Raw genomic sequence first — 24654 nt, 5'->3', positions numbered from 1 at the left:
GAAGGGTCAGCCGGCCTGGGAGGTCGCGGACACCGGCTCGGGGGCCGGCTGGGGCTGCGTGGGGGTGGGGTGGGAGTGGTCGGGGGCGAGGCGGCCGAGGGTGATCGTGCCGCCGATGGTGAGCGCGCTGGCCAGGATGGCGGGGATCGCGGTGGAGGGGTTGGTCGGCAGGGGCTCGCCGAGGAGGATCACGCCGGCGAGGACCGAGGTGATGGGGTCGATGACCTGTACGCCGGCGTACGCGATGCCGAAGTAGCCGACCGCGTACGAGCGCTGCAACAGCACCACCGCGCAGACCAGCAGCACGGGCACGGCGAGCGTGAACCAGTGCACCAGCCGGCCCCAGTCCCCCTCCATGCCGCCCCCGACGACCCGGACGAACGTGGACACGCTCGCCGTCACCACGCCCGCGCCCACGGACAGCAGTAACGCCCTGCTCGGCCCGTGCACCCGGGCCGCGATCAGCTGCGTCACCAGGACGATCACGCCGATCACGGCCAGGAACACGAGCGCGGCGCCGTCACTCAGTCTCGGCGTCACGTTGTGGTGCGGCACCAGGAGCATGAGCCAGAGCAGACCCACCGCCACCGCGATCGAGCCGAAGATCTCCGCGCGGTACGGCTTGCGCCCGTACATGAACGCGGCCAGCGGCACGGCGAACACCAGCGTGGCGACGCTGATCGGCTGGACGGCCACCAGCGGGGCGAAACTCAGCGCCACGGCGTGCAGGCAGGCGCCGGTGAGACCGATCGCGCCGCCGATCAACCAGCGGGGGCGCCGGACCAGCTTGAGCGAGGCGCCCCCGGCGACGGCCTCGTACTGTTGCAGGGCCGCGCCGAGTGCGTATCCAAGCGCTCCTGCCAGGGCGATGATCAGGCCGACCCAGGTCATGGGCGCCCGCGCAGGGGCATGGATCCTTCCAAGAGCATTCCTCTAGCTTATGAGGGAAGCAAAGCTGGCGAATCATACTTTTGGTGGATCGTTCGGGCGGAGCTGATCCCGGCCAGGACACATGTGTGACCGGCTGGGAAGAGGTCAGGAGCGGTCGGGGCAGACGCAGAACAGGTGGCCTGCGGGGTCCTGGAGGACGATCCAGCCGACGCCGTCCTCCGTGATCCCCGGCTGGAACTCAGGCTTCGTGGCCCCCAGGGCGACGTACTCCTCCGCCGCCTTCTCCACGTCCGGCACCCGGAAGTCCAGGTGGAACTGCTTGTCCGGGCTCGGCCAGGTCACCGGCTTGCGGTCGGGGATCCGGCCGAAGTAGATGCTGGTGGCGCCGTTCCCCACGGCCGCGTACTCGTCCTCCGCGTACTGGATCTCCCACCCCGTGATCTCGTGGTAGAACTCGGCCAGCTTCTTGGGCTCCGCGCAGTCGAGGGTAACGGCCAGGAGCTTTGCTTTCGTCGTCATGACTCCATGGTTCCAGCCGTACCTGTCACCTTCTGTCAGGTACGGCTAGCCGCGGCGGGTGGCGGCCGTCACACGCTTGAGGATGCGGTCCCACTCCGTGCCGAACGGGTTGTCCTGCACCAGGTACGTCCAGGTGGCCGTCGGCCGCTTCAGGTCCGGCTCGGGCGCCTCGAAGGACTCCAGCGAGCGCCGCTCCACCTCCGCCAGCAGCGACTTGTACTCGGCCACCGCCTCCCGGTGGAACTCGTCGACCGGGCTCATCCGGCCCAGCGCGCGCAGGTGGATGCCCTCGCGCAGGTCCGTCAGGAACGCCAGATGCTCGGTCCAGCAGCGGTCGATGGCGTGCAGGACGATCTGGCGGGCGGTCTCGTCCCTGGAGTCCTCCGGCAGGGCCTCCCAGCGTTCGGGATCGGCCGTGGACAGGGCCTTGGAGGCGGAGTCGCCGTGCAGGACCTTGTCGCGCCACTCCAGGATGAGCTCGCGCTGGTGCTCCAGGAGGCGGGTGTAACGCCACGTGTTGCGGTGGATCTCCAGGTTGACGCCCTCGGCGACGCGCTGGGCGTGGCCGACGAGGTACGCGCCGCGCCGGTGGCGGACGATGCCGTCGGCGTCGGCGGCGGGCGGGCGCTCGTCGGGGACGAACTGGGTGATCAGATCGTCCTGCGTGCTGACGAAGAAGACCGAGCCGCCCGGGTCGCCCTGGCGACCGGCTCGCCCGCGGAGCTGGTCGTCGAGGCGGCTGCTGGCGTGGCGGCCCGAGCCGATCACGTACAGGCCGCCCAGCTCGGCGACGCCGTCCCCGAGGCGGATGTCGGTGCCGCGCCCGGCCATCTGGGTGGAGACGGTGATGGCGTCGCGCTCCCCCGCCCTGGCGATGATCGCGGCCTCTTCGGCGTCGTTCTTGGCGTTGAGGACGACCGGCTCCATGCCGCGGCGCTGGAGGAGCTTGGCGAGGTTCTCCGATTCGGCGACGTCGAGCGTGCCGATGAGGATCGGCCGGCCGGTGGCGTGGATCTCCTGGATCTCCTCGACCAGGGCGGCGTCCTTGTCGGGGACGGTCGGGTAGATGCGGTCCGGTTCGTCCTCGCGCACGCAGGGCCGGTTGGGCGGGATGACCGCGACCTTGAGGCCGTAGAACTCGCCGAGCTGCTCGCTGACCGCCACCGCCGTGCCCGTCATGCCGCAGATCTCCGGATAGCGGCGGATCAGGCCCTGAACGGTGATCGAGTCGAGGATCTCGCCCTTCTCGCTCGGCGGCAGCGCCTCCTTGGCCTCCACGGCCGCCTGGAGGCCGTCGGGCCAGCGCTGGAGCAGCGCCACCCGGCCGCGCGAGGGGTTGATCAGCTGGACCTTGCCGTCGCGCACGATGTAGTCGACGTCGCGGGCGAGCAGCGCGTGGGCGTGCAGGGCCAGGTTGAGCTCGATGAGCGTGCCGGGCTCGTGCTCGTCGTAGAGCTCGACGCCGAGGAGGTTCTCGACGCTGTCGGCGCCCTTGGGGGTGAGGTAGACGTTGCGGGCCTGCTCGTCGATCTCGTAGTGGTAGCCGCGTACGAGCTGCCTGACCAGCGCCGCCATCTCCGGCACCGCGCTGCCGGGGTCGGTGGACCCGGCCATCACGAGCGGCACGCGGGCCTCGTCGACCAGCACGGAGTCGGCCTCGTCGATCAGGGCCACCTCGGGCGCGGGCACGATGATCTCGCCGGCCACCGTGCGGAGGCGGTCGCGCAACACGTCGAACCCGATCTCGCTGACGGGCCCGTACGTGACGTCCTTCGCGTACGCCTCGCGCCGCTCCTCCGGCGTGGAGTTCTGGCCGATCCAGCCCACGGTGACGCCGAGCGCCTCGTAGAACGGGCCCATCCACTCGGCGTCGCGCCTGGCCAGATAGTCGTTCACCGAGATCACGTGGACATGCTTGCCCTGCAACGCGTAGCCGGCCGCCGCCATGGCGCCGGACAACGTCTTGCCCTCGCCGGTGGCCATCTCGGCGACCTTCCCGTCGAGGAGGGCCAAGGTGCCGAGCAACTGCACGTCGTACGGCCGCAGGCCCAGCGTCCTGTCGGCGGCCTCGCGTGCGATGGCGCAGAACTCGGCCAGATCGTCCATCTTCGGCTCGGGCAGCTCATCGAGCTTGCGCAACCGATCGGCGCGGCCCTCCGCCGCCTTGACGATCTTCTCATAGGGGGTCAGGGGCACCCCTCCTGGACGATCCAAGAGGTTCCTGATGATTCCCTTTATTGAGGCCACAGTTCCTCCAACGCACGCTTCGCCGACACCGTTCCCTCTTACAAGGGAGGGGAGCGGAGCGACGTTACGGCAAGCGCCGCCGTACCGGACATTAGCTCATCCGGGACGCTGCGCCGCCACATCGCTCATGTCCGAGTCACCCGGATTCAGCCCGTACGGCGAGAACTGTGACGGCGGCCAGCAGCAGCACGCACCCCGACCAGGCAAGAGGGGTGAGCCGCTCCCCGAACAGCACCACGCCGAGCACCGCCGCGCCCACGGCCTCCCCGAGGGTGATGATCGACACCGTGGTGGCGCGCAGCGCGGTCAGGGCTCGGAAGAACAGGCCGTACGCGAGCGCCGTCGGCACCGCGCCCAGGTAGAGCAGCAGCGCCACGGACGGCAGGCTCACGTTCGGCACGACCCCTTCCACCAGCGCGAACGGCGCCAGGCAGGCCGCCCCGACCACGAACCCGCCGATCGCCACACCCTGCGGATCGTCGCCCCCGTGCCTCCGGGACAGGATCGTGACCCCGGCGTACCCGGCGGCCGAGAGCAGGGCGAGGCCGATGCCCGCGATGGAGGACGTGCGGGCCTGCAGCGCGGTCTCCCCGGTGAGGAGGACGAGCCCGATCAGGGCGGTGGCGAGGGCGGTGAGCGCCACGCGGCCGAGCGGCTCGCGGAGGAGGAAGCGGCTGCCCAGGGCGGTGAAGACGGGGGTGGCGCCCATCGTCACCACGGTCGCGATCGCCACGCCGGAGTGGGCGATCGCGGCGAAGTACGCGGTCTGGTAGACGGCCATCCCGGCGCCGATCAGCAGGATCCGGCCGTCGACCACGACGGGGCGGCGGGTGAGGAGGAGCAGGAAGGCTGCGCCGAGGAGGTAGCGCCAGAGGGAGACGCCGACGGCGCCGAGGCCGCCGGACTCGAAGAGCAGCGAACCGGCGGCGCCGCCCGTGCCCCAGGCGGTCGCGGCCACGGACACGTAAAGGGCGCCCCGCCGGGCGGAGACATGGGTCATGACAGGAGTGCTCCGGATGGAGTGGTCGGAATGGGCCCGGTGTGCGGGCAGCAACCACCCCCGGATCGGTCAGACCCGGAATCTCAGGGAATGCCGCCCGCTAGAGGGCGGGCGGCGGGGAGCAGATCAAGCGTCGGTGCACTCGCTCACCCTAGCGCGGCGCGGCGGAGGCTAGGGTTTGCGGGCCACGCCGCCCAGCAGGAGCTGTTCCCAGGTGGCCAGCGGGCCGGGCAGGCGCTCGTCCGGATGCCATTCGGGAAAGTGCACCACCCCGGGCTCCACCAGCGCCAGCCCGTCGAAGTACGCGGCGATGGAGTCCCGGTCGCGGAAGTACCCGGTGCCCATGGTGACGTGGAGCATGGCCTCCAGCGCCTGGGCCTTGGGGTTGTCCGAGGCCATCATGTTGGAGGCGGCCAGGTAGCTGCCCTTCGGCAGCGCGGACATGTACCGCCGGACCAGCCCGTGCGGGTCGTCCTGGTCCGGCAGCAGGTGCAGCAGGCCGATGATGAGAATCGCCGTGGGCTGGGCCGGGTCGATCAGGCGGCGCAGCGAGGGGTGGCCGAGCACGGCGTCCACGTCGCGGACGTCGGCGGTGATGGCGTCGGCGTACGGATTGCCGTTCAGGATGGCGCGGGCGTGCGGCTCGACCATGGGGTCGTTGTCGACGTACACCACCCTGGCCCTGGGGTCGGCGAACTGGGCCACCTCATGCGTGTTCTCCACCGTGGGCAGCCCGGCGCCCAGGTCGATGATCTGCCTGATCCCGGCCTCGCGAACGAGGAAGTCCACGACCCTGCCGATGAAGGCGCGGTTGCACCAGACGAGGTTCACCACCTCGGGCACCGTGTCCTTCAGCTTGCGGGCCACCGAGCGGTCGGCGGCGAAGTTCTCCATGCCGCCGAGCAGCGCGTCGTGTACCCGGGCCACGCTGGGCCGCGTCGGGTCGACCCCGGGTGGAGCCCACTCGTACTCTCCGCTGAGACTCAACCCCGCCCCCTTTGCGTGCTTTGACCGGGATCGTAGTCGCACTTGGGGGCTTAACGGGAAGAACGCATCAGATTGTGGGACGCCCCGCGACGAACACGCCCAGTGACGGAACGGCCGGCCGGCCGGACAGCAGGCGCTTGAACGCCGGTGCCAGCGGCCGCTCCACGAACCTGTGCACCAGGTACGCGGCCCCGCACATGACCGCGACGAGCGCGACCAGCAGCACGTACTTGTTCACCGCGTCCCCCACCCGGTTGAACACGATGAACCCGATGTGCCCGTGCAGCAGGTAGAGCGGGTACGTGAGCGCGCCGGCCGTCACCAGCCACGGCCTGGCCAGCAGGCGGGTGGCCCGCAACGCCACGAGCGTCATGACGAGGAAGACGAGCACGACCACGGCGGTGATCACTGTGTGTGAGTACGACACCGCGTACCGCGAGCCGACGGCGTCGGCGTACCCGATGGCCCGGTAGACCGCGTTGCCCAGGCAGATCGGCACCAGCAGCGCGATCTGGCGGTTCAGCCCGAACTTGTAGAGCATGAACAGGGCCATCCCGGCGATGAAGTAGTGGGAGAACTCCGACTGCACGACCAGGTCGGCGAACCCGGGCAGCAGCCCCGTCTCCACCGCGAACGTCAGCCCCAGCCAGCCCCACAGCCCCGCCATGACCCGGCCGCGCGTCATCCCGATCCAGGTCAGGGCCAGGATGAGGAAGTAGAAGCGCATCTCGGCCCAGAGGGTCCAGTAGACGACGTCCACGTTCGCGATGTCCGGCACCGCCTGGAACATCGTCAGGTTCGCCAGCACCTGCGGCAGCGTCACCTGGAACAGCCCCTGCCCAAGCGTCACGGTGACCACGGCGGTGACCGCGATGCCCACCCAGTACGCGGGGTAGAGCCGTACGGCCCGCGACACCACGAACGAGCGCGGGCTCCTGCCCCACGCGCTCATCAGCACCACGAACCCGCTGATCAGGAAGAACAGGTCCACGCCCAGGTAGCCGTACTTGGACCAGGAGCTCTCGGCGGCGAAGGCCACCGGGCTGTTGCCGCCGGCCCAGCCGGAGAACGTGTAGTGGAAGAGCACGACGCAGAGCGCCGCCAGCAGCCGGAGGCCGTCGATCTCGTAGAGCCGGTCTGAGCTGGTTCGCATGGGTTCCACCCCCTCCTGTTCATGGAGAGGGTGCGCCCGGCCGCTTGCCGCTCGCCTGCATGCAAGTGCTTTGCAAGACGTTTACGCGGCCGTGGCCGGGTAGCAGGAGGCGTGCCCGAGAAGGACGGAAGAAGAGAGGGAGAGAGCCCCATGGAGCTCTGGAACTATCGCGCTGACGTCTACGACCGCGGCCAGCCCCTGGATCTCGTTGGATACCACGTCCAGGCGACCGATGGAAAGATCGGGTCCGTCGACGAGGCGACGTACGAGGTCGGCGAGAGCTACATCATCGTCGACACCGGCCCCTGGATCTTCGGTAAGAAGGTCATGCTCCCGGCACAGGTCGTCACGAGCATCGACCCTCAGGAGCGCAACGTGTACGTGGCGCGCACCAAGGCCGAGATCAAGGACGCGCCCGAGTTCGACGAGGGCACGTTCAAGGAACCCGAGTACCGGACGCGGCTAGGCGACTACTACGGCCGGCTCGTGTAACCGACATGCCGCAACAGAAGGGCCGCGCCCCAGGGGGCGCGGCCCTTCGCGGCGTTTCACGGCCACTTCGGGTCGCCCTTCGGCTCGATCGGGCCCTTCAGCACGTCCAGCCGCTCCAGGAGCGTGATGAACGTCATCGCGTACGGCGAGTCCTGGAGCACGGCGGCCACGCGCGGCCAGTCGACCTGCTCGCGCAGCGCGCGCACCTGGGCCAGCAGCGCCCCGTAGTCGCAGGCGTGCTCCGACAGCGGCAGCAGCCACGAGATGACCAGGTCGGTGGCCTCCAGCACGGGCACGATCACGGCGGACGCCTTCAGCGGCTCGGCCCGGTCCAGCAGCTCGTCGGTGATCGGCTGGTCGGACACCCGGAAGATCAGGTCCACCAGCCGCCCCTCGTCGTACGCCTTGACCAGCCAGTCCTCCGGCGGCTTGGCCGTCTGGAAGCCGATCCCGCGCAGCGCCTCCAGCGCGGTCGGCACGTCGTGCTCGGTCAGCATGAAGTCGACGTCGTGCAGCGACGGTGCGGCGCCTCTCGCGTAAGCCGCGCATCCGCCGGCCAGCGCGAATTTCACCCCGGCGTCCTTCAGCCCTGAGCTGGCACGCTTGAGCGTGTCGAGGATGGCGTCGGTGACAGCGTGACCGTGGCTCGTCATGTTTTCGGGCTACCCAAACGATCGTCAACTAGGCGTTGGATGCCGGGGTCTCTTGCCCATTAATGAGGGAAAAAACATGTTATGCGAACCCCCCTTAGGGCAGTGGCAGACCCATGGCTACTTTGCTCTGGATCATCGCGGTAATACTCGTCATCTCCGGGATCTACGTGATCCTGGCCAGGCGCGACCTCCTCTGGGGGATCGTGCTCATCGTCCTCGGATTCCTGGTCGGACCTGGCGGAGTCAGCATCTTCAACGTATAAGTTCCGCGCTCCCGGCTGCGGCACCGCGGGCGCCCCGAAGCCATACTCGACGAGGCCACGGCCCGGCTGGCGACCGAGCTCGACATCCGCCCAGGCCGTCCACGCCTCGGCCCTCGACTTCCGCATCCTGGGCGGCCGACCGCCACTCCAGGACCGTGCCCGGGCACCCCGCCGGCGGGGTGCCCGGGCCACGTTGAGCGACCCGAAGGAGCGCACCTACGCCTGGACGAACGCCGGGCGCCCCGCCCCGTGCTGATCAGGGGCGGGGCGCCGCGCAGGTCGAGGGGGTGTCGGGGATGATGCTGGGGGCGTTCGACGCGACCGAGGACGGCGTCTGTCTCCTGGCCGCGATGGTCCTCTAGAACCCGGTCTCGCAGTCGAGGCAGTAGACCGCGTAGGCCCGGCCCAGCACCGGCAGCGCCACGTTACGGACCCTGATGCCGCCCGGTGTCATGCCCTTCTCGCTGCCCTTGTGCGCGTGGCCGTGCAGGATCAGGTCGGCGCCCGCCGTGTCGACCGCCTCCGCCAGCAGGTAGCTGCCCAGGAACGGGTAGATCTCGTGCGGCTCCCCCTCCAGCGTCTCCTTGATCGGGGAGTAGTGCGACAGCACCACGCGCTTCTCGGCCACGATCTCCTTCAGCGCGACCTTCCAGGACTCGGCGATGTAGCGGGTGTGGGCGACGAAGTTCTTGATCTCCCGCTCGCCGAACTCGCTGGCGCACTTGCCCGCGAACCCGCCGCCGAACCCCTTGCCGCCGACCACGCCCAGCTTCCTGTCGCCGCACTGGACGACGGCGCCGTCGTCGTCGAGCACCACGACGCCCGCGTCGCGCAGCTCGCCGGCGATCTCGTACTGCAGGTCGGAGTGGTAGTCGTGGTTGCCGAGCACCGCGACGACGGGGATCGGCAGGCCGCGCAGCTCGTCGGCCACGACCCGCCCCTCCTCCAGCGTGCCGTGCCTGGTCAGGTCGCCGGCCAGCATCAGCACGTCCGCACGTTCCTCGATGCCCACCAGTCTCTTGCGGTACTGGCCTCTGTCGTCCTCCCCCAGGTGGATGTCTCCGACGGCCGCGATACGCAGGTCAGTCAAGACGCTCATCCTCCCCCGGCTCACTGGCCTCCACGACCCTGATCTCGTTGTGCAGGTGGAGCTCGGGCGCGGCCTCGTGCGCCACCTGGCCGAGCCGCTCGCGCTGCCCTGTCCCGCTGACCTCACCGCGCAGGAACAGCTGGTCGCCTCGTATGTCGACGCGGATTCCGAGCTCGTGCGTGCGTCCGTCCTCGGCCAGCGCCTGCTGGACACGGGCCGCGACGTACTGCGGAGCTTCCATCGCTCGCCTCCTTCTTCTGTCGCCGCATGCCCCTGGATTAACACCTCAAACGGCACGAATAAGGTCAATAACCGCCTGCTCGACCGGGCCCACCGTGGCCAGTTGCCCGAAATCGGTGTCCGCCCCCAGCTCGGTCAGCGCGGCCGCGATGGTCCTGTCCTGGTCGTACGCCTCGACCACCCTCGGATCCACGTACGAGGCCCTGGCCACCGTGGGCGTGTTGCCCAGATATTCGGCGACCTCCCGCATGACCCGGGCCACCGCACGTTTCTTCTGGCCGGCCGGCTTGGAGACCGCCAGGCCCACGGCGGCCAGAACGGTGGCGTGCCAGGTGCGGAAGTCCTTGGCGGTGACCTCGTACCCGATGATCTCGCGCAGGAAGTCGTTGATGTCCTCGCTCCTGACGTAGCCCCAGCCGCCGTCGCGCCGCCGGTAGCGCAGCAGCTCGCCCTCCACGCCGAGCGCCTTGAGCGACCTGAGCACCTTGCAGGCCCCGGGATCGGCCACCTCGACCTCGCGGGAGATGTCCCCCTTGGCCTGGTAGGAGCAGGTGACCATGCCGTTGGAGCAGGTGAGGTGCTCCATCCTGAGCGTGGCCAGCCCGTACGTGTCGTAGCTCTCGCCGCCGATGCGGAAGAAGCCGACGTCGAGCAGGCGGGCCGCGGCGGCCAGCACCCGCTTCCTGGTCAGGCCGCGGCCGCCGAGCCGGCCGTCCACGGCCTTCCTGAACTCGGGCAGCCGCTCGGCCACCTCCAGCACGCGGTCGAACTTGGCCTGGTCCTGCTGCTCGCGCCACAGGTCGTGGTAGCGGTACTGCCTGCGCCCGGCCGCATCCGTGCCCACGGCCTGCAGGTGGCCGTCGGGGGACGTGCAGATCCACACGTCGGTCCAGGCCGGGGGAATGGCCAGCGCCTTGATGCGGGCCAGCGTGGCCCGGTCGCGCACCGCACGCCCGTCAGGCCCCTGGTAGCCGAACCCGCGCCCGCGGCGCCTCCGTACGATCCCCGGCTCGCTCTGATCACTGGGACGCAGCTTGGGCACGGGCAGCGGCTACCCAGGAAGTTAAGGGACAAACAGAACGGGCAGGTGGGCGGCATGTCGGATAACAGGGACATACCGGATAACGGAAAGTGGCACGAGGAGCGGGACATCAGGGGCCATGCCATGGTGCCCGCGACGCCGCGCGACGTGGCGCACATCAGGATCGGGTCGTTCCTGCTGGTGTTCATGTTCGCGTTCGCGGTGCTCGGGATCATCGTCGGGGCGCCCGTCATGACGGGGATCGCGCTCGTTGTGGGCCTGGCCACGGTGGTCGACATCGCGCTGGCCGTGCGACGCCAGAAGCTGCGACAGGACGGAGAGGCGGGCTGATTGCGACATGACACCACTTGAAGGGCGCGTAGTGGTGGTGACGGGTGCCAGCGGCGGGGTCGGGCGAGCGGTCGTCCGGCAGCTCGGGCACCAGGGTGCGAAGGTGGCGCTCATCGCCCGGGGCACGACCGGGCTGGGCGCCGCCGCCGTGGACGTGGGGGTGGAAGGAGGCACCGGCGAGGTATTCGAGGCCGACATGGCCGACTACGACCAGGTGCGGAGGGCGGCCGAGCGTATAGAGGCGGAGATGGGGCCCATTTCCGTCTGGATCAACACCGCATTTTCATCCGTCTTCGCCAAATTCACCGATATTTCCCCAGATGAGTACGCCCGCACCACCGCGGTGACGTACCTGGGCTACGTCTGGGGCACGAAGGTGGCCCTGGACCTCATGGGCCCGCGCAACGCGGGTGCGATCGTCCAGACCGGCTCGGCGCTGTCGCAGCGCGGCATCCCGCTGCAGTCGGCGTACTGCGGCGCCAAGCACGCGGTCAAGGGGTTCACGGAGTCGGTCCGCACGGAGTTGCTGGCCGACCGCAGCGGCATCGACATCACGCTGGTGCAGCTGCCCGCGGTCAACACCCCCCAGTTCGACTGGGTGCTGTCCAAGCTGCGGCGCCACCCGCAGCCGGTCCCCCCGATCTACCAGCCGGAGGTGGCCGCCAGGGCCATCGTGTACGCGGCCGAGCACCCGGAGCGCAAGGAGTACTGGGTGGGGGCCAGCACGGCCGCCACCCTCCTGGCCCAGCGCGTGGCGCCGGCGCTGGTGGACCGCTATCTGGCCAGGACCGGCGCGCGGTCCCAGCAGACGGACGAGAAACCGCCGGAAGGCGTCGCCAACCTGTGGAAGCCGGCGGACGAGGACGTGGACTACGGCGCCCACGGCTCGTTCGACGCGCGCTCCCACGCCCACAGCCCCCAGCTCTGGCTGGCCCAGCACCGCGGCGCGGTCCTCCTCGCGCTGGCCGGCGGCGCGGCCGCCGCGTGGGCCGCCCTGCGACTGCGCGGGCGATGAACCGAGCCCCGTCCCCCCTGATCGGCCCGACTTAAGCGGGCCTGGCGGGGTAGGCGGCGGGAAACCGCTTCCGAGGAGGCCATGATGCCTGAGCGCGATCTTCAGTACCTGACCGAACTGGCCGCGCAACTGCGGGTCGATTCCGTGCGGGCGGCCGCTGAGGCCGGGTCCGGCCATCCGACCTCGTCGATGTCGGCGGCCGATCTGATGGCCGTGCTCTTCGCGTGCCACCTGCACTACGACTTCGAGAACCCGGACAACCCCGCCAACGACCACTTGATCTTCTCGAAGGGGCACGCGTCCCCGCTGCTCTATGCACTCTTCAAGGCAGCCGGGGTCGTCGACGACAAGGAGCTCCTGACGTTCCGCCGGCGGGGCAGCCGGTTGGAGGGGCATCCGACGCCGCGGCTGCCGTGGGTGGACGTGGCCACCGGGTCCCTCGGGCAGGGGTTGCCGGTCGGGGTCGGGGTGGCCATGGCCGGGCGGCTGGAGCGGATGCCGTATCGGGTGTGGGTGCTCTGCGGGGACAGCGAGCTCGCCGAGGGATCCATCTGGGAGGCGGCCGAGCACGCGGGCTGCGAGGGGCTGGCCAACCTGACCGCGATCGTGGACGTGAACCGCCTCGGCCAGCGCGGGCCCACCCGGCACGGATGGGACACGGGGGCCTACGCGCGCAGGTTCGGGGCGTTCGGGTGGCACACGATCGAGATCGACGGGCACGATCCCGGTCAGATCGACTACGCGCTCAGCGACGCCCGCAACACGCGCAGGCGGCCGACGGTGATCCTGGCCAAGACGCGCAAGGGCGAGGGAGCCCTGGAGGTCGAGAACCGCGAAGGGGCCCACGGCAAGCCGCTCAAGGACCCGGACAAGGCCGTCGAGGAGTTGGGCGGCCGGCGGGACCTGCGGGTCGAGGTGCACAAGCCCGAGGCCCCGGCGGCGCCGTACCGGTTCGAGACCAGGCCGATGAGCCTGCCCGCGTACAAGGTGGGCGACAAGGCGGCCACGCGGACGGCGTTCGGGGAGGCGCTGGCGGCGCTCGGCGCGGCCCGCGGGGACGTCCTGGCGCTGGACGGCGAGGTGGCGGACTCGACCAGGACGGAGGCGTTCGGGAAGGAGTTCCCCGAGCGGTTCTTCGAGATGTACATCGCCGAGCAGCAGCTCGTGGCCGCCGCCATCGGCCTGCAGGTGCGCGGGTGGAAGCCGTACGCGGTCACGTTCGCGGCGTTCCTGACCAGGGCGTACGACTTCATCAGGATGGCCGGCGTGAGCAGGGCCTCGATCCGGCTCGTGGGGTCGCACGCGGGGGTGGCGATCGGCGAGGACGGGCCCTCCCAGATGGGCCTGGAGGACCTGGCGATGCTGCGGGCGGTCTACGGCAGCACCGTGCTCTACCCGTGCGACGCCAACCAGGCGGCGGCGCTGACGGCCGAGCTGGCGGACGTCGAAGGCGTCTCCTACCTGCGCACCACGCGCGGGGAGACGCCGGTCATCTACCCGCCGGGCGAGCGCTTCCCCGTGGGCGGGTCGCGGGTGCTGCGGCACTCGCCCAACGACCGGGCCACCATCGTGGCCGCAGGGGTGACCGTGCACGAGGCGCTGGCGGCGGCCGACGAGCTGAGCGGGGCCGGGATCCCGGTGGGGGTGATCGACCTGTACTCGGTCAAGCCGGTCGACACGGCCGCGCTGGTCGAGGCGGCCACCACCACGGGCAACCTGATCACGGTGGAGGACCACCGGCTGGAGGGCGGGCTCGGCGACGCGGTGCTGGACGCGGTCAGCGAGCTGGGACCGCGGGTGGTGAAGCTGGCCGTGACGGGCCTGCCCGGCTCCGCGACGCCCGAGGAGCAACTGGCCGACGCCGGCATCGACCGCCAAGCGATCGCCGAGGCGGTCAAGCGGCTCCTGTGATGGATATGCCGGACATGAGTGAGGGCCGAGGGGCGACCTGCCCCCGGCCCTCCCTTTTGGCGTGGCCCCCTGAGCGGGAAGCCCCCGTCAACGGGCCTTCGCCGTCAGCCTCCTGTTGGCCCTCCTGATGGCGTTCACCAGCTCCTGCTTGGTCATCTTCGATCGGCCGCGCACGTCGAGCTTGGCGGCCATCTTCTGCAGGTACTCCCTGGTGGCGTTGAGGTTGACGCCCTCGACGACGCCCTCGGCCGTCTTGGCCGTCCGGGTCATCGCGGCCTTGGCGGTCCGGGTGGCGGCCTTGGCGGTCCGGGCCATCGTGGCCTTGCCACCGGTCCGGGTCGTGGTCGCCTTCCCGGTCCGGGTCATCGTCGCCTTGTCGGAGGGGCCCTTCTTGGGCTCCCAGTGGTCGCCGACCTTCTCGAAGGATCGCTTCAGCGCGGCGAACGCGGTCATGTGGGCGCGCCGGCCCTCGCCGTACTCCTTCACGGCGTTGTCGTGCGCCTTGATCCACGTGTTCTGCGCTCTCTTCGGCGAACGCTTGATGGTCGACGGCAGCTCTTCAACAGCTGGCATGTCGATTCACCTCCTACAGCGGTGGTTCGTCGTAGCGGCGGCGTTCCTCGTACACGGTGGTCCTGCGGGCTTCAGGCTCCTCGTAGACCTCGTGACGGTGAACCGGCTCGTCGATGGGTCCGACCGCTCTACGGGTGACGCTGATCCTGTAGATGCCGAACAGGAGTCCGACGAGGCCGCCGAGCATGAGGATGACCCCCACTACGTTGATGTCGAGACCGGCGAGGTCGAACTCGACGGCCCAGGTGAGGATCGCGCCGAGCATGATGAGGATGATGCTTCCGGCGATGGTCATCAGATTTACCTCCTTGACACGAAGGAACCTCTATCCACATGTCGAAAAACAAACCAGTCGTACTGGTCGGGCTCATGGGCTCAGGCAAGTCGAGCGCCGGCCGGTTGATCGCGCAGGCGCTCGGGCTGCCGTTCAGCGACAGCGATCCGTTCCTTCAGGGGCGCTACGGCGGCACCGCCGCGCAGATCGCCGAACGCGAGGGAGCGGACGCACTGCACCGGTACGAGGCCGACCACGTGCTGCACCAGTTGGCCGGCGAGCCGGAGGTCATCGCGGCGGCGGCCAGCACGGTCGAGTTCCCCGAGGTGCGCGCGGCGCTGGCCAAGGCGTTCGTGGTCTGGGTGGACGCCGCCGACGAGGTGCTGGCCCAGCGGATGAAGTCGAGCAGCCACCGCCCCGACTACGGCCCCGCCGTCATGCGGGCCCGCCGCGAGCCGTTCTTCCGGGAGGTCGCGGACCTGAGGTGCGACGTCGGCGAGCTGACCCCCGAGCAGGTGCGGGACGCGACGCTGCGGGAAATGGGTTTGCCCGAAGGCGATCGGCACTGATAGCCAAAGGGGATGTTCGCCGAGAAGCCCACCCTGACGGGTGACCGCGTGACCCTCTGCCCGGTCGGCCCGGAGCATGTCGACGGCCTCTTCGAGCTGGTCTCCGACCCCGAGGTGGGCCGCCTGACGGGCTCGCACGGCGAGATCGACCGCGGAGCCGCCCACCAGTGGTACGCCACCAGGAAGGACCACGCCGACCGGCTCGACCTGGCCATCATGGCCGCCGGCGAATACGTCGGCGAGATCGTGCTCAACGAGCTCGACCAGCACAACCTCGCCTGCAACCTCCGCATAGCCCTCATCGGCGAGCGCGCCTTCGGCAAGGGCTACGGCACCGAGGCCATCGAGCTGGTCCTCGACCACGCCTTCGCCACGACGCCGCTGCACCGCATTAGGCTGGGCGTCTACGCCTTCAACGAGCGGGCGCGGCACGTCTACAAGAAGGTCGGCTTCGTCGAGGAGGGCGTCGAACGCGACGCTCTGCTGTGGGACGGCGAATGGCACGACGCGGTGCTCATGTCGGTGCTCCGGCACGAATGGCCGGCAAGATCCGGAAGCCTGGCATAATGATCATGACGCATGGGTCCCCCGAGGCGCGCGGGGGACCTGTGGCGTCTTTGGGACAACCATTGGGCAGTGGCGTGCATCTAAGCATCAGTGACGATGCGCTTGGTGCCCGGTGACCCCGAGAGGCTCGGCGGCTTCTGGCCGGCGGCCAGACTCGGCGCGGGCGGGCGCGGCGTGGTTTACGACGCCTACGACGACGAGGGCCGCCGCTTCGCGGTGACGGTGCCGCGTGGCCAGGTCGGTCGCCGGTTCGAGCGGGTCACCTGCCCCCATCTGGCGGAGGTGGTCGCCGTCGGCGACGACGAGGGCGTGCCGTACGTGGTGAGCGAATACGTGGACGGACCTGACCTGCGGCGCGCGGTCGAGCTGCACGGGCCCTACGCGGGCGACGAGCTGGTCGCGCTGGCCGGCGCGCTGGCGTCGGCGCTGAGCGCGCTGCACGAGGCGGGTCTGACGCACCGGGGGCTCAATCCGGAGAGCGTGCTGCTGGCCGCCGACGGGCCCAAGGTGATCGAGCTGGGCGTGCCGGCCGGCGGCACGTACACGTACACGGCTCCCGAGGTCCTGACCGGGCGCGACTCGGGGACGGCGGCCGACGTGTTCGCGTGGGGCGCCGTGGTGCTGTTCGCGGCCACCGGGGACGATCCGTTCAGCGGGACGAGCCTGGGCGGGGTCATGCACCGGCTGCTGACCGTCGACCCCGACCTCGGCGTGCTGCCGGAGCCGCTGCGCGAGCTGGTCGGGCGCGCCCTGGCCAAGGATCCCGCCGACCGGCCCGCCGCGCCGGAGCTGTGGGTCGAGAGCCCGGCCGACGTGCGGCCGCCCGAGGGGCACGCCGGGCCGCGCTCGCTGGGCGAGGTGGCCGAGGAGGTCTACCTCGCGCTCACGCCGCGGCAGCAGGCGGAGGTGCCGGGGCTGCTGCTGCGCCTGCTCGACGGCGACAGCCCGCACGACGAGGGCGACGTGCTCGGCCCGCTCATGGAGGCGGGTCTCCTGGTACGCCGCAGCGTCCGCGTGGCCCCGACCGAGACGCCCGTGGGCAAGCTCGTCGCGGTCAGCGACCAGCGGGTGGCCCCGGCCAGCGCGGCCCTCTACCGGGCCTGGCCCCGGCTGCGCGCCTGGGTAGAGGACGAGCGCGAGAGCATGCACGTGCACCGGGAGATCCGCGACGCCGCCAGGAACTGGTCGGAGCACCGGCGCGGCAGGAGCCACCTCTTCCGCGGCCAGGCGCTCGACACGGCGCTCGCCTGGGCCGCGACCAAGCGCCGCCATCTACGCCTCAACCAGCTCGAACGCGACTTCGTCAACGACAGCGTGACCCTGTCCAAGCAGCGCAGGAGGCTGCTCACACCCGCGCTGGCGGCGCTGGCCGCCGTGCTGGCCATCGCCGTGACGCTGTCCGTGGTGTCCGTGCACGGGCAGAACCAGCTGCGCGGGCAGCTCGTCGAGGCCAACGCGCGGGCCGTGGCCGCCAGGGCGGAGGCGCTGCGGTCGTCCGATCCGCGTACGGCGATGCGGCTGAGCGTGGCGGCCTGGAAGCTGTCGCCGGTGTTCGAGGCGCGGGCGGCGCTGCAGGCCTCGCTGGTGCAGCCGGAGCTGGGGGTGTTCACCGACCCCGCCGCCGACCTGCGGGCGCGTTACGTGCTGCGCGGCGACCAACTGGTCAAGTGGGGCACGGGTACGGTCGCCGTCTGGGACCTGGCCGGCGGGCAGCGGCTCGGCTCGTACTCGCTGCCGGCGGGGAGCGTGCTGAGCGACGACGGGAGGTTCGCGGAGGCGGCCGACGGCCGGCCGTTCGAGGTGTCCACGGGGCGCGCGCCCTTAGAGCCGGTCACCTACGCGATCGGCCAGGGCAACAGGACCAGGGTCTACCGGGGCGGGCGGCTGCTGTTCGACGTCGCCGACCGCCAGGTGGCGCTCTCCGCCGACGGGACTAGGGCCGCCTTCTCCAGCCTGAGCGGGCGGGTCGATCTGTGGGAGCTGGCAGGGCGGACCAAGACCGGCACCGTCTCGGTCCAGCCGCCCACCGGCGCGGACGCGGCGGCGCCCGCCCTGGCGTTCAGCCCCGACGGGGCGACGCTGGCCGTGGCCGGACGCGACGGGATCACGCTCGTGGCGGCCAGACCCCCGAGCCCGGTCATCCCCAAGCGGGCGACCACGCCGAACCCCACGGCGTCCGGAACACCCGAGATGTTCCGGGCGGAGGGGCGCATGGCCCGGGAATCCGTGCGCGGCATCGAGGTGGTCGGGGCCGACGCCCTGGGGCACACCTCGGCCGACCCGCCCGCCTTCAGCCCCGACGGACGCCTGCTCGCGCTGCCGGGCGACGGCGAGGTCCGGGTCTGGAACGTCGCAGAACGCCGCCTCGCGGGCGCCTACCCCCTCCGAAACCCCGAGCGCGGCCTGGCCTTCTCCGCCGACGGCCGCTCGCTGCGCTACCTGAGCGGCACCGGCTCCGTGGTCTCGCTCGACGTCTCGGGGCTGCCCGTGCCGTCCGAGGACGCCCCCTCCGCCGCCTTCTCCGGCAACGGGCGGGTCGCCGCCAAGGAGGTCGGCGACTCCATCGAGCTCACCGACACCGTGGAGCGCAAGCAGCTCGGCCGCATCGCCGCCGCCGGCGACCTGGCCTTCGACGCCGACGGCCGGCTGCTCGCCGTCGCGGGCGACCCCGTGACCGTGTGGGAGGTGACCAGCAGCCGCCGGGTCGCCGCCATCGACGCGGGCGGCGACGTGCTCGCCGTGGCCCTCTCCCCCGCCGGCGACACGCTGGCCACCGCGCGGGGCAGGACCCTGGAGACGTGGGACGTGCGCAAGGGGCGGCGCATCAAGGCGTACGAGGGCGCGGGCGACCTGGCGATGGCCTTCAGCCCCGACGGCTCGACGCTGGCCGCCGGCGCCAAGCTCCTCGATCTGCGCACCGGCGCGATCACCCCGCTGGTCCTCGACCGGTCCGCCGACGCCGGCGAGGACCCGCCGGCGCCGACCGCGCTCGCCTTCTCGCCCGACGGGCGCACGCTGGCGTTCGGGCTGGAGGGCGGGCACGTGCTCCTCTGGGACCTGCGCAAGGGGAAGGCGCGGGGCACCATCCAGACGGGGACGGCCCCGGTGGACGAGCTCCGCTTCTCCCCCGGCGGCGACCTGCTGGCCATCGACGCCGCCCGTACCTCGCTCTGGGACGCGGGCACGATGCGGGAGGTCGGCCAGGCGGGCTCGTGGGCCGCCGGACCGGCCTTCACCCAGGACGGCAAGCGGCTGCGCGGCGTCGGGCCGGACGGCACCGTACGCGAGAGCCCGGTCGATCCCGGGCTGGCGGCGCAGGCGGTGTGCGCCAGGGCGGGCGGGTCGCTGAGCAAGGCGGAGTGGACCCGGCTGATCCCGGAGAGCGGATACCAGAAGATCTGCTAGTCGCTCGCGTAGGTCTTGACCACCTTGCCCTGGAGGTTGGCGACCAGGTAGCCCGAGCTGTACTCGTCGGACGCGTAGACGAGCAGCACCTGGCGCGGGGTGGCGAACGCGTAGTCGGGGTCCACGATCAGGTACCGCGAGGTCGGCTTGGCGACGCCGAGGTCCTTGTTCGCCTTTTTGAACAGGGCAGGGAGGGCATCCCAGTTGTACTTCTGCAGGTCCACGAAAGGCTTGCCGCTCATCTTGCCGCCGGCGCTCGAGCGGGTGATCTCGCCGTCGCGGTAGAAGTAGGTGTCGTAGACGGCCTTGTTGGCCTTGGTCGGTGCCTCGATCGAGGCGTACGTGGGGTACACCGTCATCCTGACGACCTTGGTGCCGCCGAGCTCGTTCTTGATCTTGGTGATCAGGGCCCGCATTCCCGCAGGGGTGTGCAGGTTGCCGGGTGTGGCGGGCGTGCTGTCGCGCGGGGACTCGGGATCGGTGCGCTCCACCTCGGAGGAGTCCTCCGAGGGGGTTCGCACCGACGGGTGCTTCCGCGGTGTGGGCCACGACGCGGAGGGGGGGGGGGGGGGGGGGGGGCGGCGGCGGCGGGGGGCGCCCCCCCCCCCCCCCCCCCCCCCCCCCCCCCCCCCCCCCCCCCGACGGGTCCTTCCTCGTAGTGCTCCTCGACGCGGAGGGGATCAGCTGCCACACCAGTACGCCTGCCACCGTGACCGCGACGGCCGACGTCACGATGCCCACGGTGAGGCCCCCGCCGCCGCGGCGGCGGCCGTGCACGGTGGTCGCCTTCGGGATCGGCGCCGGACCCCACGGGGGCTGCTGCGGCGCGTGCCCGTACCCGGGCGGCATGGTCTGCCCGCCCATCGGCGGCCCTGGGCGACCGGCCATGGGCGGCACCGTGTGGGCGGCGTGCGGCCCGGGCGTCCCGGGGCCCGTCGCGTGACCCATCCCAGGACCCGTCGCGTGACCCATCCCAGGACCCGTCGCGTGACCCATTCCGGGGCCCATCGCGGGGCCCGCCGGGGCGGGGCCCTGGGCGTGCGGGCCCGGCATCGCCGGGGCAGGGGTGGGGGGCATCGGGGGCGGTGCCGCGCCGGGGTCGGCGGCCGAGGCCAGCATGCGGTCGAGGGTCTCGGCGTCGGGGCGGCCCGCCGGGTCGCGCCTGAGCAGCGCGCTCAGCACGGGGGTGAGCGCCCCGGCGCGCTCCGGCGGCGGCACCTCCTGGTTGAGCACCGCGGCCAGGGTCGCCAGCGTGGTGCTCCTGCGCAGCGGGTGCCGCCCCTCCACCGCCACGTACAGCATCATGCCGAGCGACCAGAAGTCGGAGGCCGGGTCGCCCTCGACGCCGTTGATGCGCTCGGGCGCCATGTACTCGGGCGATCCGATGAACGACCCGGTGGCCGTCAGGCTCGTGGACTCGCGTACCGCCGCGATGCCGAAGTCGGTGAGCACCGACCGGCCGTCCTCGCGTAACAGGACGTTGGCCGGTTTGACGTCGCGGTGCTGGATGCCGACGGCGTGCGCGGCCCGCAGCGCGGACAGGACCTCCCTGCCCAGGCGCGCCACCTCCTGCGGCGACATGGGCCCGCGCTGGATGCGGTCCTGGAGGGAGCCGCCCGTGACCAGCTCCATGACGATCCACGGGTAGCCCTGCTCGCCGGGGTCGACGATGTGGTGGATGGTGGCCACGTGCGGGTGGTTCAGCCGGGCCAGGGCGCGGGCCTCGCGCAGCACCCTGGCCCGCAGCTCGCGGGCGCCCGCCGGGTCGTGCTCGTCCATGGAGGGGTCGGGCGGGCGTACCTCCTTGAGCGCGACCTCGCGGTGCAGGGCCACGTCCCAGGCCCGCCACACCAGGCCCATGCCCCCGCCGCCGAGCCGCTCGTTGAGCTCGAAACGGCCGTCGATCACCCGTTTGTGCATGCAGAGCAGCGTAGGGCCGACCCGCTGCCCGCGCCATCGGACCCCGGCAGTACGGGCATCACGCGCTTATCGCCAGCGACCCCGCTTCGACGCCGTACCGGAAGGGCAGGCCCTGGGCGTATCTGGACAGCTCGTCGAGCGCCTGGTGGGCCAGACGGGACAGCTCGCCGCCGAGCGACCCGGCGATGTGCGGGGTGAGCAGGACGTTCGGGAGGTCGAAGAGGGGCGAGTCGGCGGGCAGCGGGTCGGGCTCGGTCACGTCGATCACCGCGTACAGCCGTCCACTCGCCAGCTCGGCGACGAGCGCGTCCTGGTCGACGAGCGCGCCCCTGGCCGTGTTGATCAGCGTGGCGCCGTCGCGCATGCGGGCGAGGCGGGCCGCGTCGATGAGGTGCCTGGTCTCCGGGAGCGAGGGCGCGTGCAGGCTGACCACGTCGCACCGCTCGATCAGCTCGTCCAGCCCGACGTGCGGCACGCCCAGGTCCTCCGTCAGGTACGGGTCCGCCACGAGCACGTCGAGCTCGAACGGCCGCAGCAGCTCGATCACCCGGCGGCCGATCCTGGAGGCCCCGACGATGCCGACCGTGCGCCGGTAGTTGCCGAACCCGGGGAAGCGACTGTCCGCGTCGATCCGCGCCCGTTGCTCGCGGTAGAGCGCGGCGATGTCGAGCACGCGCTTGTTGGCGAACAGGATCGAGGCCAGCGTGAACTCGGCCACCGGCTCGGCGTTGGCCGCCGCGGCGGACGACACGACGATGCCGCGCTCCCAGCACGCCTCGGTGACGTGGTGCTTCACGGTGCCGGCGGCGTGCACGATCGCGCGCAGCCTGGGCGCCCTGGCCAGCACGTCCCCGGTGACGGGCGGGCACCACCAGCTCGTGTAGAGCACCTCCGCACCGGCCAGCGCCTCGGCCACGGCCGGATCGGCGAAGTCCTCGGCCACCAGGCCGGGGTCCACGTCGGCGATGCCGACCAGGCGGTCGCGCACCTCGCCGGTGAAGAGCCGGGCCGCCACCGGCCGACCCATGGCCAGCAGCGTCTTCGGCCGTGATTCGCTCATATCGCTCCCCCCGCAATCAATACGATCGAATCGATCATAACGAAGGGGGTGCGGACGACTCCCGGGGCCTGAGCTCGGGCAGCAGCGCCACGTGGCGGCCGACCGGGGCGGCGCCCGCGGTGAGTCGGGCGATCAGCAGGTCCACCGCGCAGCGCCCGACCTCCTCCTTGGGCGGCGCCACGGCGGTGAGCGAAGGCGAGCAGAACGCGGCCACCTCGTCGTCGTAGGCGACCAGCGACACCTCGCCCGGGATGTCCACACCCGCCGCGACCAGGTGCCTGACCAGCGTGAGCGCGTCCTCGTCGTTGTGCACGAGCAGGCCCGTCACGCCCCGGTCGCGCACCAGGCGCAGCACGCCCGCCACGAGCTCGTCGGTGCGGTCGCGGTCGATGACGATCTCCGCGGGGGTGTCCAGGCCCAGCGCCGAGGCGCCCGCCAGCAGGCCCGCCCGGATCCCCGGCGTGGTCGGGCTGGGGAAGGCGACGAGCGCGAGCCCGCGGTGGCCCAGCTCGGCCAGGTGGCGTACGGCGAGGTAGGCGCCATGGGCGTGGTCGGAGGCGACCGCGTCGAGCGTGGCGGCCGGGCCCGCCGGCTCGGCCCGGCGCTCCACGAGCACGGCCGGGACGCTCAGCCCGGCCAGCCACTCCACGTGGGAGCCGTCGGGCTGCCTGCTCGGGGTGAGCAGCAGGCCCTCCGCGCCGCCCTTGACGAGCTGGCGCACCTGGGCGCGGTCCTCGGCGTCCTCGTACCGGGAGATGCCGAGCACGAGCCGCGCCCCCGCCCTGGCCGCCTGCTCCTGGGCGCCCTTGATCACGGCCGGGTAGTAGTAGTGCGCGGTCGGGACCAGCATGCCGATGGTCAGCCCGCCGGCCCGCGGGGCGGGGGCCGCGGCGGGCAGCGTGACGCCGCCGTGCACCCTGGTGAGCAGGCCCTGGGCGGCCAGGTGCTCGACGTCCCTGCGCAGGGTGACGGCGGAGACGCCCAGCGCCTCGGCCAGCTCGGCCACCCGGGCCGAGCCGCGGTCGCGGACCTGACGGAGGATGAGCCTGTGGCGCTGCTCGACGGACATGCCTCGATCCTACGCCTTTCGAAATGATCGTTTTAGTTTCGTTCGATCAATTGCCATTGAGGACCGGAACAGACCTCATCAACCCCTACCTTTGACCCATGGACCCCCTCATCAGCCGCAGGGCGCTCAACCGGGCCACGCTCGACCGCCAGCACCTGCTGCGCCGCACCGACAACTCCGTGGTCGAGGTCGTGGAGCGCCTCGGCGGGCTCCAGGCGCAGACCCCGCACACCTGGTACACCGGCCTGTGGAACCGGGTGGAGGGCTTCAAACCCGCCGACGCCGCCGACCTGCTGCTCTCGCGCGAGCTCGTACGCATCGCGCTGCAGCGCGGCACGATCCATCTCGTCTCCGCCCGCGACTGCCTGGCCATCCGGCCGCTGCTGCAGCCCGCCATCGGGCGCATGACCACGTCGACGTTCGGCAAGCGGTGGCAAGGGGTCGACCTGGACGAGCTGGCCGCGGTCGGGCGGGAGCTGCTGGAGGAGCGGCCCATGACGTTCGCCGAGCTGGGCCGGAAACTGGCCGAGCGGTGGCCGGCGAACGATCCGCACGCGCTCGGCCAGGGCGTGCGGTGGCTGGTGCCGCTCGTACAGGTGCCGCCTCGGGGCGTGTGGGGCAAGAGCGGCCCCATCGCGCACACGAGCGCCGAGTCCTGGCTGGGCTTCGAGGTGCCGGCGATGACGCCGGCCGAGCTGGTGCGGCGCTATCTCGCCGCGTTCGGGCCGGCGTCAGTGATGGACGTGCAGACGTGGTCCGGGCTGACGCGGCTGGGCGAGGTGGTGGACTCGCTCGACCTGGTCCGCTTCAGGGACGAGGCCGGCCGGACCCTGTACGACCTGCCCGACGCCGTACGGCCCGGCGAGGACACCCCGGCGCCGGTGCGGCTGATGTACGACTTCGACAACCTGTTCCTGTCGTACGCCGACCGCTCCCGGGCCATCTCCGACACGGGAGCGACCGCCCTCCAGGGCTTCATGGGCACGAACGTGGTGCCGCGCGTCATCCTGGTGGACGGCTTCACCGCCGGGGACTGGACGGTGGCCCGCGCCAAGGGCACCTCCACGCTCACCATCCACCGGTGGATGCCGATCCCGGTCCTGGAGGAGGTCGAGGAGGAGGCACGGAGGCTGCTGGAGTTCCTGGCGCCGGGCGACAAACACGAAATCACGGTCTCCGACGGTCCTTCCAAACCCTGACACGGGCGTGCACCGGGGGGAACGGCATGGTCTTCGCCGGACAGCGCTTCGCGCATTGGAGCTCAGGCTGTGAGATCGGGGGTGCGGCCCCCCCAAACCCCCGCTCAAAGCCGCTTCGCCGATTCGTCAGGCGATCAAGTCTTGGTGAGTCGTCAGCCCGCATGCCAGGAGTGCGACCTTGTCGG

At 71.4% G+C, this 24654-nt stretch carries 25 protein-coding genes and 1 pseudogene; 10 read left to right on the top strand and 16 right to left on the bottom strand.

The window, feature by feature from the left end:
* Positions 1 to 6: 6 nt before the first annotated feature.
* From AB0J87_RS50115 to AB0J87_RS50090, 6 genes are all read right to left on the bottom strand, one after another.
* Complete coding sequence (locus tag AB0J87_RS50115) at positions 7 to 891, bottom strand: DMT family transporter (protein ID WP_350728235.1); 885 nt, start codon at positions 889 to 891, stop codon at positions 7 to 9.
* A 144-nt stretch (positions 892 to 1035) separates the two neighbouring features.
* Positions 1036 to 1410, bottom strand: a complete 375-nt coding sequence (locus tag AB0J87_RS50110; protein WP_363979521.1) for a VOC family protein — start codon at positions 1408 to 1410, stop codon at positions 1036 to 1038.
* Positions 1411 to 1455: 45 nt separating this feature from the next.
* Complete coding sequence (gene secA2, locus AB0J87_RS50105; protein ID WP_363979518.1) at positions 1456 to 3606, bottom strand: accessory Sec system translocase SecA2; 2151 nt, start codon at positions 3604 to 3606, stop codon at positions 1456 to 1458.
* A 187-nt stretch (positions 3607 to 3793) separates the two neighbouring features.
* Entirely contained in the window at positions 3794 to 4657 is an 864-nt protein-coding gene (locus AB0J87_RS50100) for an EamA family transporter (RefSeq protein ID WP_363979515.1), read from the bottom strand.
* Between the two features lie 171 nt (positions 4658 to 4828).
* On the bottom strand, positions 4829 to 5644 hold the full coding sequence (locus AB0J87_RS50095) for an SAM-dependent methyltransferase (RefSeq protein WP_363979512.1): 816 nt from the start codon (positions 5642 to 5644) through the stop codon (positions 4829 to 4831).
* A 67-nt stretch (positions 5645 to 5711) separates the two neighbouring features.
* Complete coding sequence (locus AB0J87_RS50090; RefSeq protein WP_355199560.1) at positions 5712 to 6797, bottom strand: acyltransferase; 1086 nt, start codon at positions 6795 to 6797, stop codon at positions 5712 to 5714.
* Between the two features lie 150 nt (positions 6798 to 6947).
* Here AB0J87_RS50090 and AB0J87_RS50085 point away from each other — a divergent pair, with 150 nt between their 5' ends.
* Entirely contained in the window at positions 6948 to 7289 is a 342-nt protein-coding gene (locus tag AB0J87_RS50085) for a PRC-barrel domain containing protein (RefSeq protein ID WP_192787477.1), read from the top strand.
* Positions 7290 to 7345: 56 nt separating this feature from the next.
* On the opposite strand, the gene AB0J87_RS50080 is transcribed toward AB0J87_RS50085, so the two are convergent.
* Positions 7346 to 7942, bottom strand: a complete 597-nt coding sequence (locus AB0J87_RS50080; protein WP_350728242.1) for a nucleotidyltransferase — start codon at positions 7940 to 7942, stop codon at positions 7346 to 7348.
* Between the two features lie 113 nt (positions 7943 to 8055).
* On the opposite strand from AB0J87_RS50080, the gene AB0J87_RS50075 reads away from it, so the two are divergent.
* Complete coding sequence (locus AB0J87_RS50075; RefSeq protein WP_165959640.1) at positions 8056 to 8205, top strand: GPGG-motif small membrane protein; 150 nt, start codon at positions 8056 to 8058, stop codon at positions 8203 to 8205.
* A 358-nt stretch (positions 8206 to 8563) separates the two neighbouring features.
* Here the strand turns inward: AB0J87_RS50075 and AB0J87_RS50070 are convergent, their stop codons facing one another.
* The 3 genes from AB0J87_RS50070 to AB0J87_RS50060 are packed head-to-tail and all read right to left on the bottom strand — an operon-like array spanning position 8564 to position 10577.
* Positions 8564 to 9295, bottom strand: a complete 732-nt coding sequence (locus AB0J87_RS50070; protein WP_221519178.1) for a metallophosphoesterase — start codon at positions 9293 to 9295, stop codon at positions 8564 to 8566.
* Positions 9288 to 9536, bottom strand: a complete 249-nt coding sequence (locus tag AB0J87_RS50065; protein WP_192787480.1) for a BON domain-containing protein — start codon at positions 9534 to 9536, stop codon at positions 9288 to 9290. Before AB0J87_RS50065 ends, AB0J87_RS50070 begins: the two co-directional genes overlap by 8 nt.
* Before the next feature lie 45 nt (positions 9537 to 9581).
* Positions 9582 to 10577, bottom strand: coding sequence for a DNA topoisomerase IB (locus tag AB0J87_RS50060; protein WP_363979504.1), 996 nt, complete (start codon positions 10575 to 10577; stop codon positions 9582 to 9584).
* A 54-nt stretch (positions 10578 to 10631) separates the two neighbouring features.
* On the opposite strand from AB0J87_RS50060, the gene AB0J87_RS50055 reads away from it, so the two are divergent.
* The 3 genes from AB0J87_RS50055 (at position 10632) to AB0J87_RS50045 (ending at position 13833) form a co-directional block, all read left to right on the top strand.
* Positions 10632 to 10907 carry a hypothetical protein gene (locus tag AB0J87_RS50055; RefSeq protein WP_363979501.1) on the top strand — a complete coding sequence of 92 codons (276 nt, stop codon included), beginning with the start codon at positions 10632 to 10634 and terminating at the stop codon, positions 10905 to 10907.
* A gap of 7 nt (positions 10908 to 10914) precedes the next feature.
* Positions 10915 to 11922 carry an SDR family oxidoreductase gene (locus AB0J87_RS50050; RefSeq protein WP_363979498.1) on the top strand — a complete coding sequence of 336 codons (1008 nt, stop codon included), beginning with the start codon at positions 10915 to 10917 and terminating at the stop codon, positions 11920 to 11922.
* A gap of 81 nt (positions 11923 to 12003) precedes the next feature.
* On the top strand, positions 12004 to 13833 hold the full coding sequence (locus AB0J87_RS50045) for a transketolase (RefSeq protein ID WP_363979495.1): 1830 nt from the start codon (positions 12004 to 12006) through the stop codon (positions 13831 to 13833).
* A gap of 87 nt (positions 13834 to 13920) precedes the next feature.
* Here AB0J87_RS50045 and AB0J87_RS50040 read toward each other — a convergent pair whose 3' ends face one another.
* Positions 13921 to 14406, bottom strand: a complete 486-nt coding sequence (locus AB0J87_RS50040) for a ChaB family protein (RefSeq protein WP_363979492.1) — start codon at positions 14404 to 14406, stop codon at positions 13921 to 13923.
* A 13-nt stretch (positions 14407 to 14419) separates the two neighbouring features.
* On the bottom strand, positions 14420 to 14701 hold the full coding sequence (locus AB0J87_RS50035) for a hypothetical protein (protein ID WP_192787484.1): 282 nt from the start codon (positions 14699 to 14701) through the stop codon (positions 14420 to 14422).
* Positions 14702 to 14739: 38 nt separating this feature from the next.
* On the opposite strand from AB0J87_RS50035, the gene AB0J87_RS50030 reads away from it, so the two are divergent.
* From AB0J87_RS50030 to AB0J87_RS50020, 3 genes are all read left to right on the top strand, one after another.
* Complete coding sequence (locus tag AB0J87_RS50030; RefSeq protein ID WP_363979488.1) at positions 14740 to 15249, top strand: shikimate kinase; 510 nt, start codon at positions 14740 to 14742, stop codon at positions 15247 to 15249.
* A 12-nt stretch (positions 15250 to 15261) separates the two neighbouring features.
* The gene (locus AB0J87_RS50025; RefSeq protein WP_363979485.1) at positions 15262 to 15816 is read left to right on the top strand and encodes a GNAT family protein; all 555 of its coding nucleotides are present in this window, start codon (positions 15262 to 15264) and stop codon (positions 15814 to 15816) included.
* 96 nt (positions 15817 to 15912) lie between these two features.
* Positions 15913 to 19221, top strand: coding sequence for a protein kinase (locus tag AB0J87_RS50020; protein ID WP_363979482.1), 3309 nt, complete (start codon positions 15913 to 15915; stop codon positions 19219 to 19221).
* On the opposite strand, the gene AB0J87_RS50015 is transcribed toward AB0J87_RS50020, so the two are convergent.
* Positions 19218 to 19742: a hypothetical protein gene (locus AB0J87_RS50015; protein ID WP_363979479.1), complete on the bottom strand. Its 525-nt coding sequence runs from the start codon at positions 19740 to 19742 to the stop codon at positions 19218 to 19220. The genes AB0J87_RS50020 and AB0J87_RS50015 overlap by 4 nt on opposite strands.
* Before the next feature lie 188 nt (positions 19743 to 19930).
* Here AB0J87_RS50015 and AB0J87_RS50010 point away from each other — a divergent pair, with 188 nt between their 5' ends.
* Positions 19931 to 20164 (top strand): hypothetical protein, encoded by a 234-nt coding sequence (locus AB0J87_RS50010; RefSeq protein ID WP_363979476.1) that lies wholly within the window; start codon positions 19931 to 19933, stop codon positions 20162 to 20164.
* Between the two features lie 236 nt (positions 20165 to 20400).
* On the opposite strand, the pseudogene AB0J87_RS50005 reads toward AB0J87_RS50010, so the two are convergent.
* The 3 genes and pseudogenes from AB0J87_RS50005 to AB0J87_RS49995 form a co-directional block, all read right to left on the bottom strand.
* Positions 20401 to 21081, bottom strand: a pseudogene (locus AB0J87_RS50005) (serine/threonine-protein kinase); the annotation flags it as partial.
* A gap of 118 nt (positions 21082 to 21199) precedes the next feature.
* Positions 21200 to 22201, bottom strand: a complete 1002-nt coding sequence (locus tag AB0J87_RS50000; RefSeq protein WP_363979473.1) for a hydroxyacid dehydrogenase — start codon at positions 22199 to 22201, stop codon at positions 21200 to 21202.
* 34 nt (positions 22202 to 22235) lie between these two features.
* Positions 22236 to 23270 carry a substrate-binding domain-containing protein gene (locus AB0J87_RS49995; RefSeq protein ID WP_363979470.1) on the bottom strand — a complete coding sequence of 345 codons (1035 nt, stop codon included), beginning with the start codon at positions 23268 to 23270 and terminating at the stop codon, positions 22236 to 22238.
* 98 nt (positions 23271 to 23368) lie between these two features.
* Between AB0J87_RS49995 and AB0J87_RS49990 the strand changes: the two genes are divergently transcribed.
* The gene (locus tag AB0J87_RS49990; protein ID WP_363979467.1) at positions 23369 to 24469 is read left to right on the top strand and encodes a winged helix DNA-binding domain-containing protein; all 1101 of its coding nucleotides are present in this window, start codon (positions 23369 to 23371) and stop codon (positions 24467 to 24469) included.
* The last annotated feature ends 185 nt before the right edge of the window (positions 24470 to 24654 follow it).

Origin of the sequence: Nonomuraea sp. NPDC049625, assembly GCF_040675285.1 — a bacterium.
Taxonomy (GTDB): domain Bacteria; phylum Actinomycetota; class Actinomycetes; order Streptosporangiales; family Streptosporangiaceae; genus Nonomuraea; species Nonomuraea angiospora_A.
Note: the sequence above shows the minus strand (reverse complement) of the source record. Positions and strands in the feature narration are given on the sequence as shown.

Coding starts and splice junctions, on each gene's coding strand:
- AB0J87_RS50050 (WP_363979498.1), top strand. CDS start 10,915: ATGACACCACTTGAAGGGCGCGTAGTGGTGGTGACGGGTGCCAGCGGC.
- AB0J87_RS50090 (WP_355199560.1), bottom strand. CDS start 6,797: ATGCGAACCAGCTCAGACCGGCTCTACGAGATCGACGGCCTCCGGCTG.
- AB0J87_RS50080 (WP_350728242.1), bottom strand. CDS start 7,942: ATGACGAGCCACGGTCACGCTGTCACCGACGCCATCCTCGACACGCTC.
- AB0J87_RS50055 (WP_363979501.1), top strand. CDS start 10,632: ATGTCGGATAACAGGGACATACCGGATAACGGAAAGTGGCACGAGGAG.
- AB0J87_RS50045 (WP_363979495.1), top strand. CDS start 12,004: ATGATGCCTGAGCGCGATCTTCAGTACCTGACCGAACTGGCCGCGCAA.
- AB0J87_RS50100 (WP_363979515.1), bottom strand. CDS start 4,657: ATGACCCATGTCTCCGCCCGGCGGGGCGCCCTTTACGTGTCCGTGGCC.
- AB0J87_RS49995 (WP_363979470.1), bottom strand. CDS start 23,270: ATGTCCGTCGAGCAGCGCCACAGGCTCATCCTCCGTCAGGTCCGCGAC.
- AB0J87_RS50025 (WP_363979485.1), top strand. CDS start 15,262: ATGTTCGCCGAGAAGCCCACCCTGACGGGTGACCGCGTGACCCTCTGC.
- AB0J87_RS50110 (WP_363979521.1), bottom strand. CDS start 1,410: ATGACGACGAAAGCAAAGCTCCTGGCCGTTACCCTCGACTGCGCGGAG.
- AB0J87_RS50115 (WP_350728235.1), bottom strand. CDS start 891: ATGACCTGGGTCGGCCTGATCATCGCCCTGGCAGGAGCGCTTGGATAC.
- AB0J87_RS49990 (WP_363979467.1), top strand. CDS start 23,369: ATGGACCCCCTCATCAGCCGCAGGGCGCTCAACCGGGCCACGCTCGAC.
- AB0J87_RS50065 (WP_192787480.1), bottom strand. CDS start 9,536: ATGGAAGCTCCGCAGTACGTCGCGGCCCGTGTCCAGCAGGCGCTGGCC.
- AB0J87_RS50035 (WP_192787484.1), bottom strand. CDS start 14,701: ATGACCATCGCCGGAAGCATCATCCTCATCATGCTCGGCGCGATCCTC.
- AB0J87_RS50000 (WP_363979473.1), bottom strand. CDS start 22,201: ATGAGCGAATCACGGCCGAAGACGCTGCTGGCCATGGGTCGGCCGGTG.
- AB0J87_RS50020 (WP_363979482.1), top strand. CDS start 15,913: ATGCGCTTGGTGCCCGGTGACCCCGAGAGGCTCGGCGGCTTCTGGCCG.
- AB0J87_RS50085 (WP_192787477.1), top strand. CDS start 6,948: ATGGAGCTCTGGAACTATCGCGCTGACGTCTACGACCGCGGCCAGCCC.
- AB0J87_RS50030 (WP_363979488.1), top strand. CDS start 14,740: ATGTCGAAAAACAAACCAGTCGTACTGGTCGGGCTCATGGGCTCAGGC.
- AB0J87_RS50040 (WP_363979492.1), bottom strand. CDS start 14,406: ATGCCAGCTGTTGAAGAGCTGCCGTCGACCATCAAGCGTTCGCCGAAG.
- AB0J87_RS50075 (WP_165959640.1), top strand. CDS start 8,056: ATGGCTACTTTGCTCTGGATCATCGCGGTAATACTCGTCATCTCCGGG.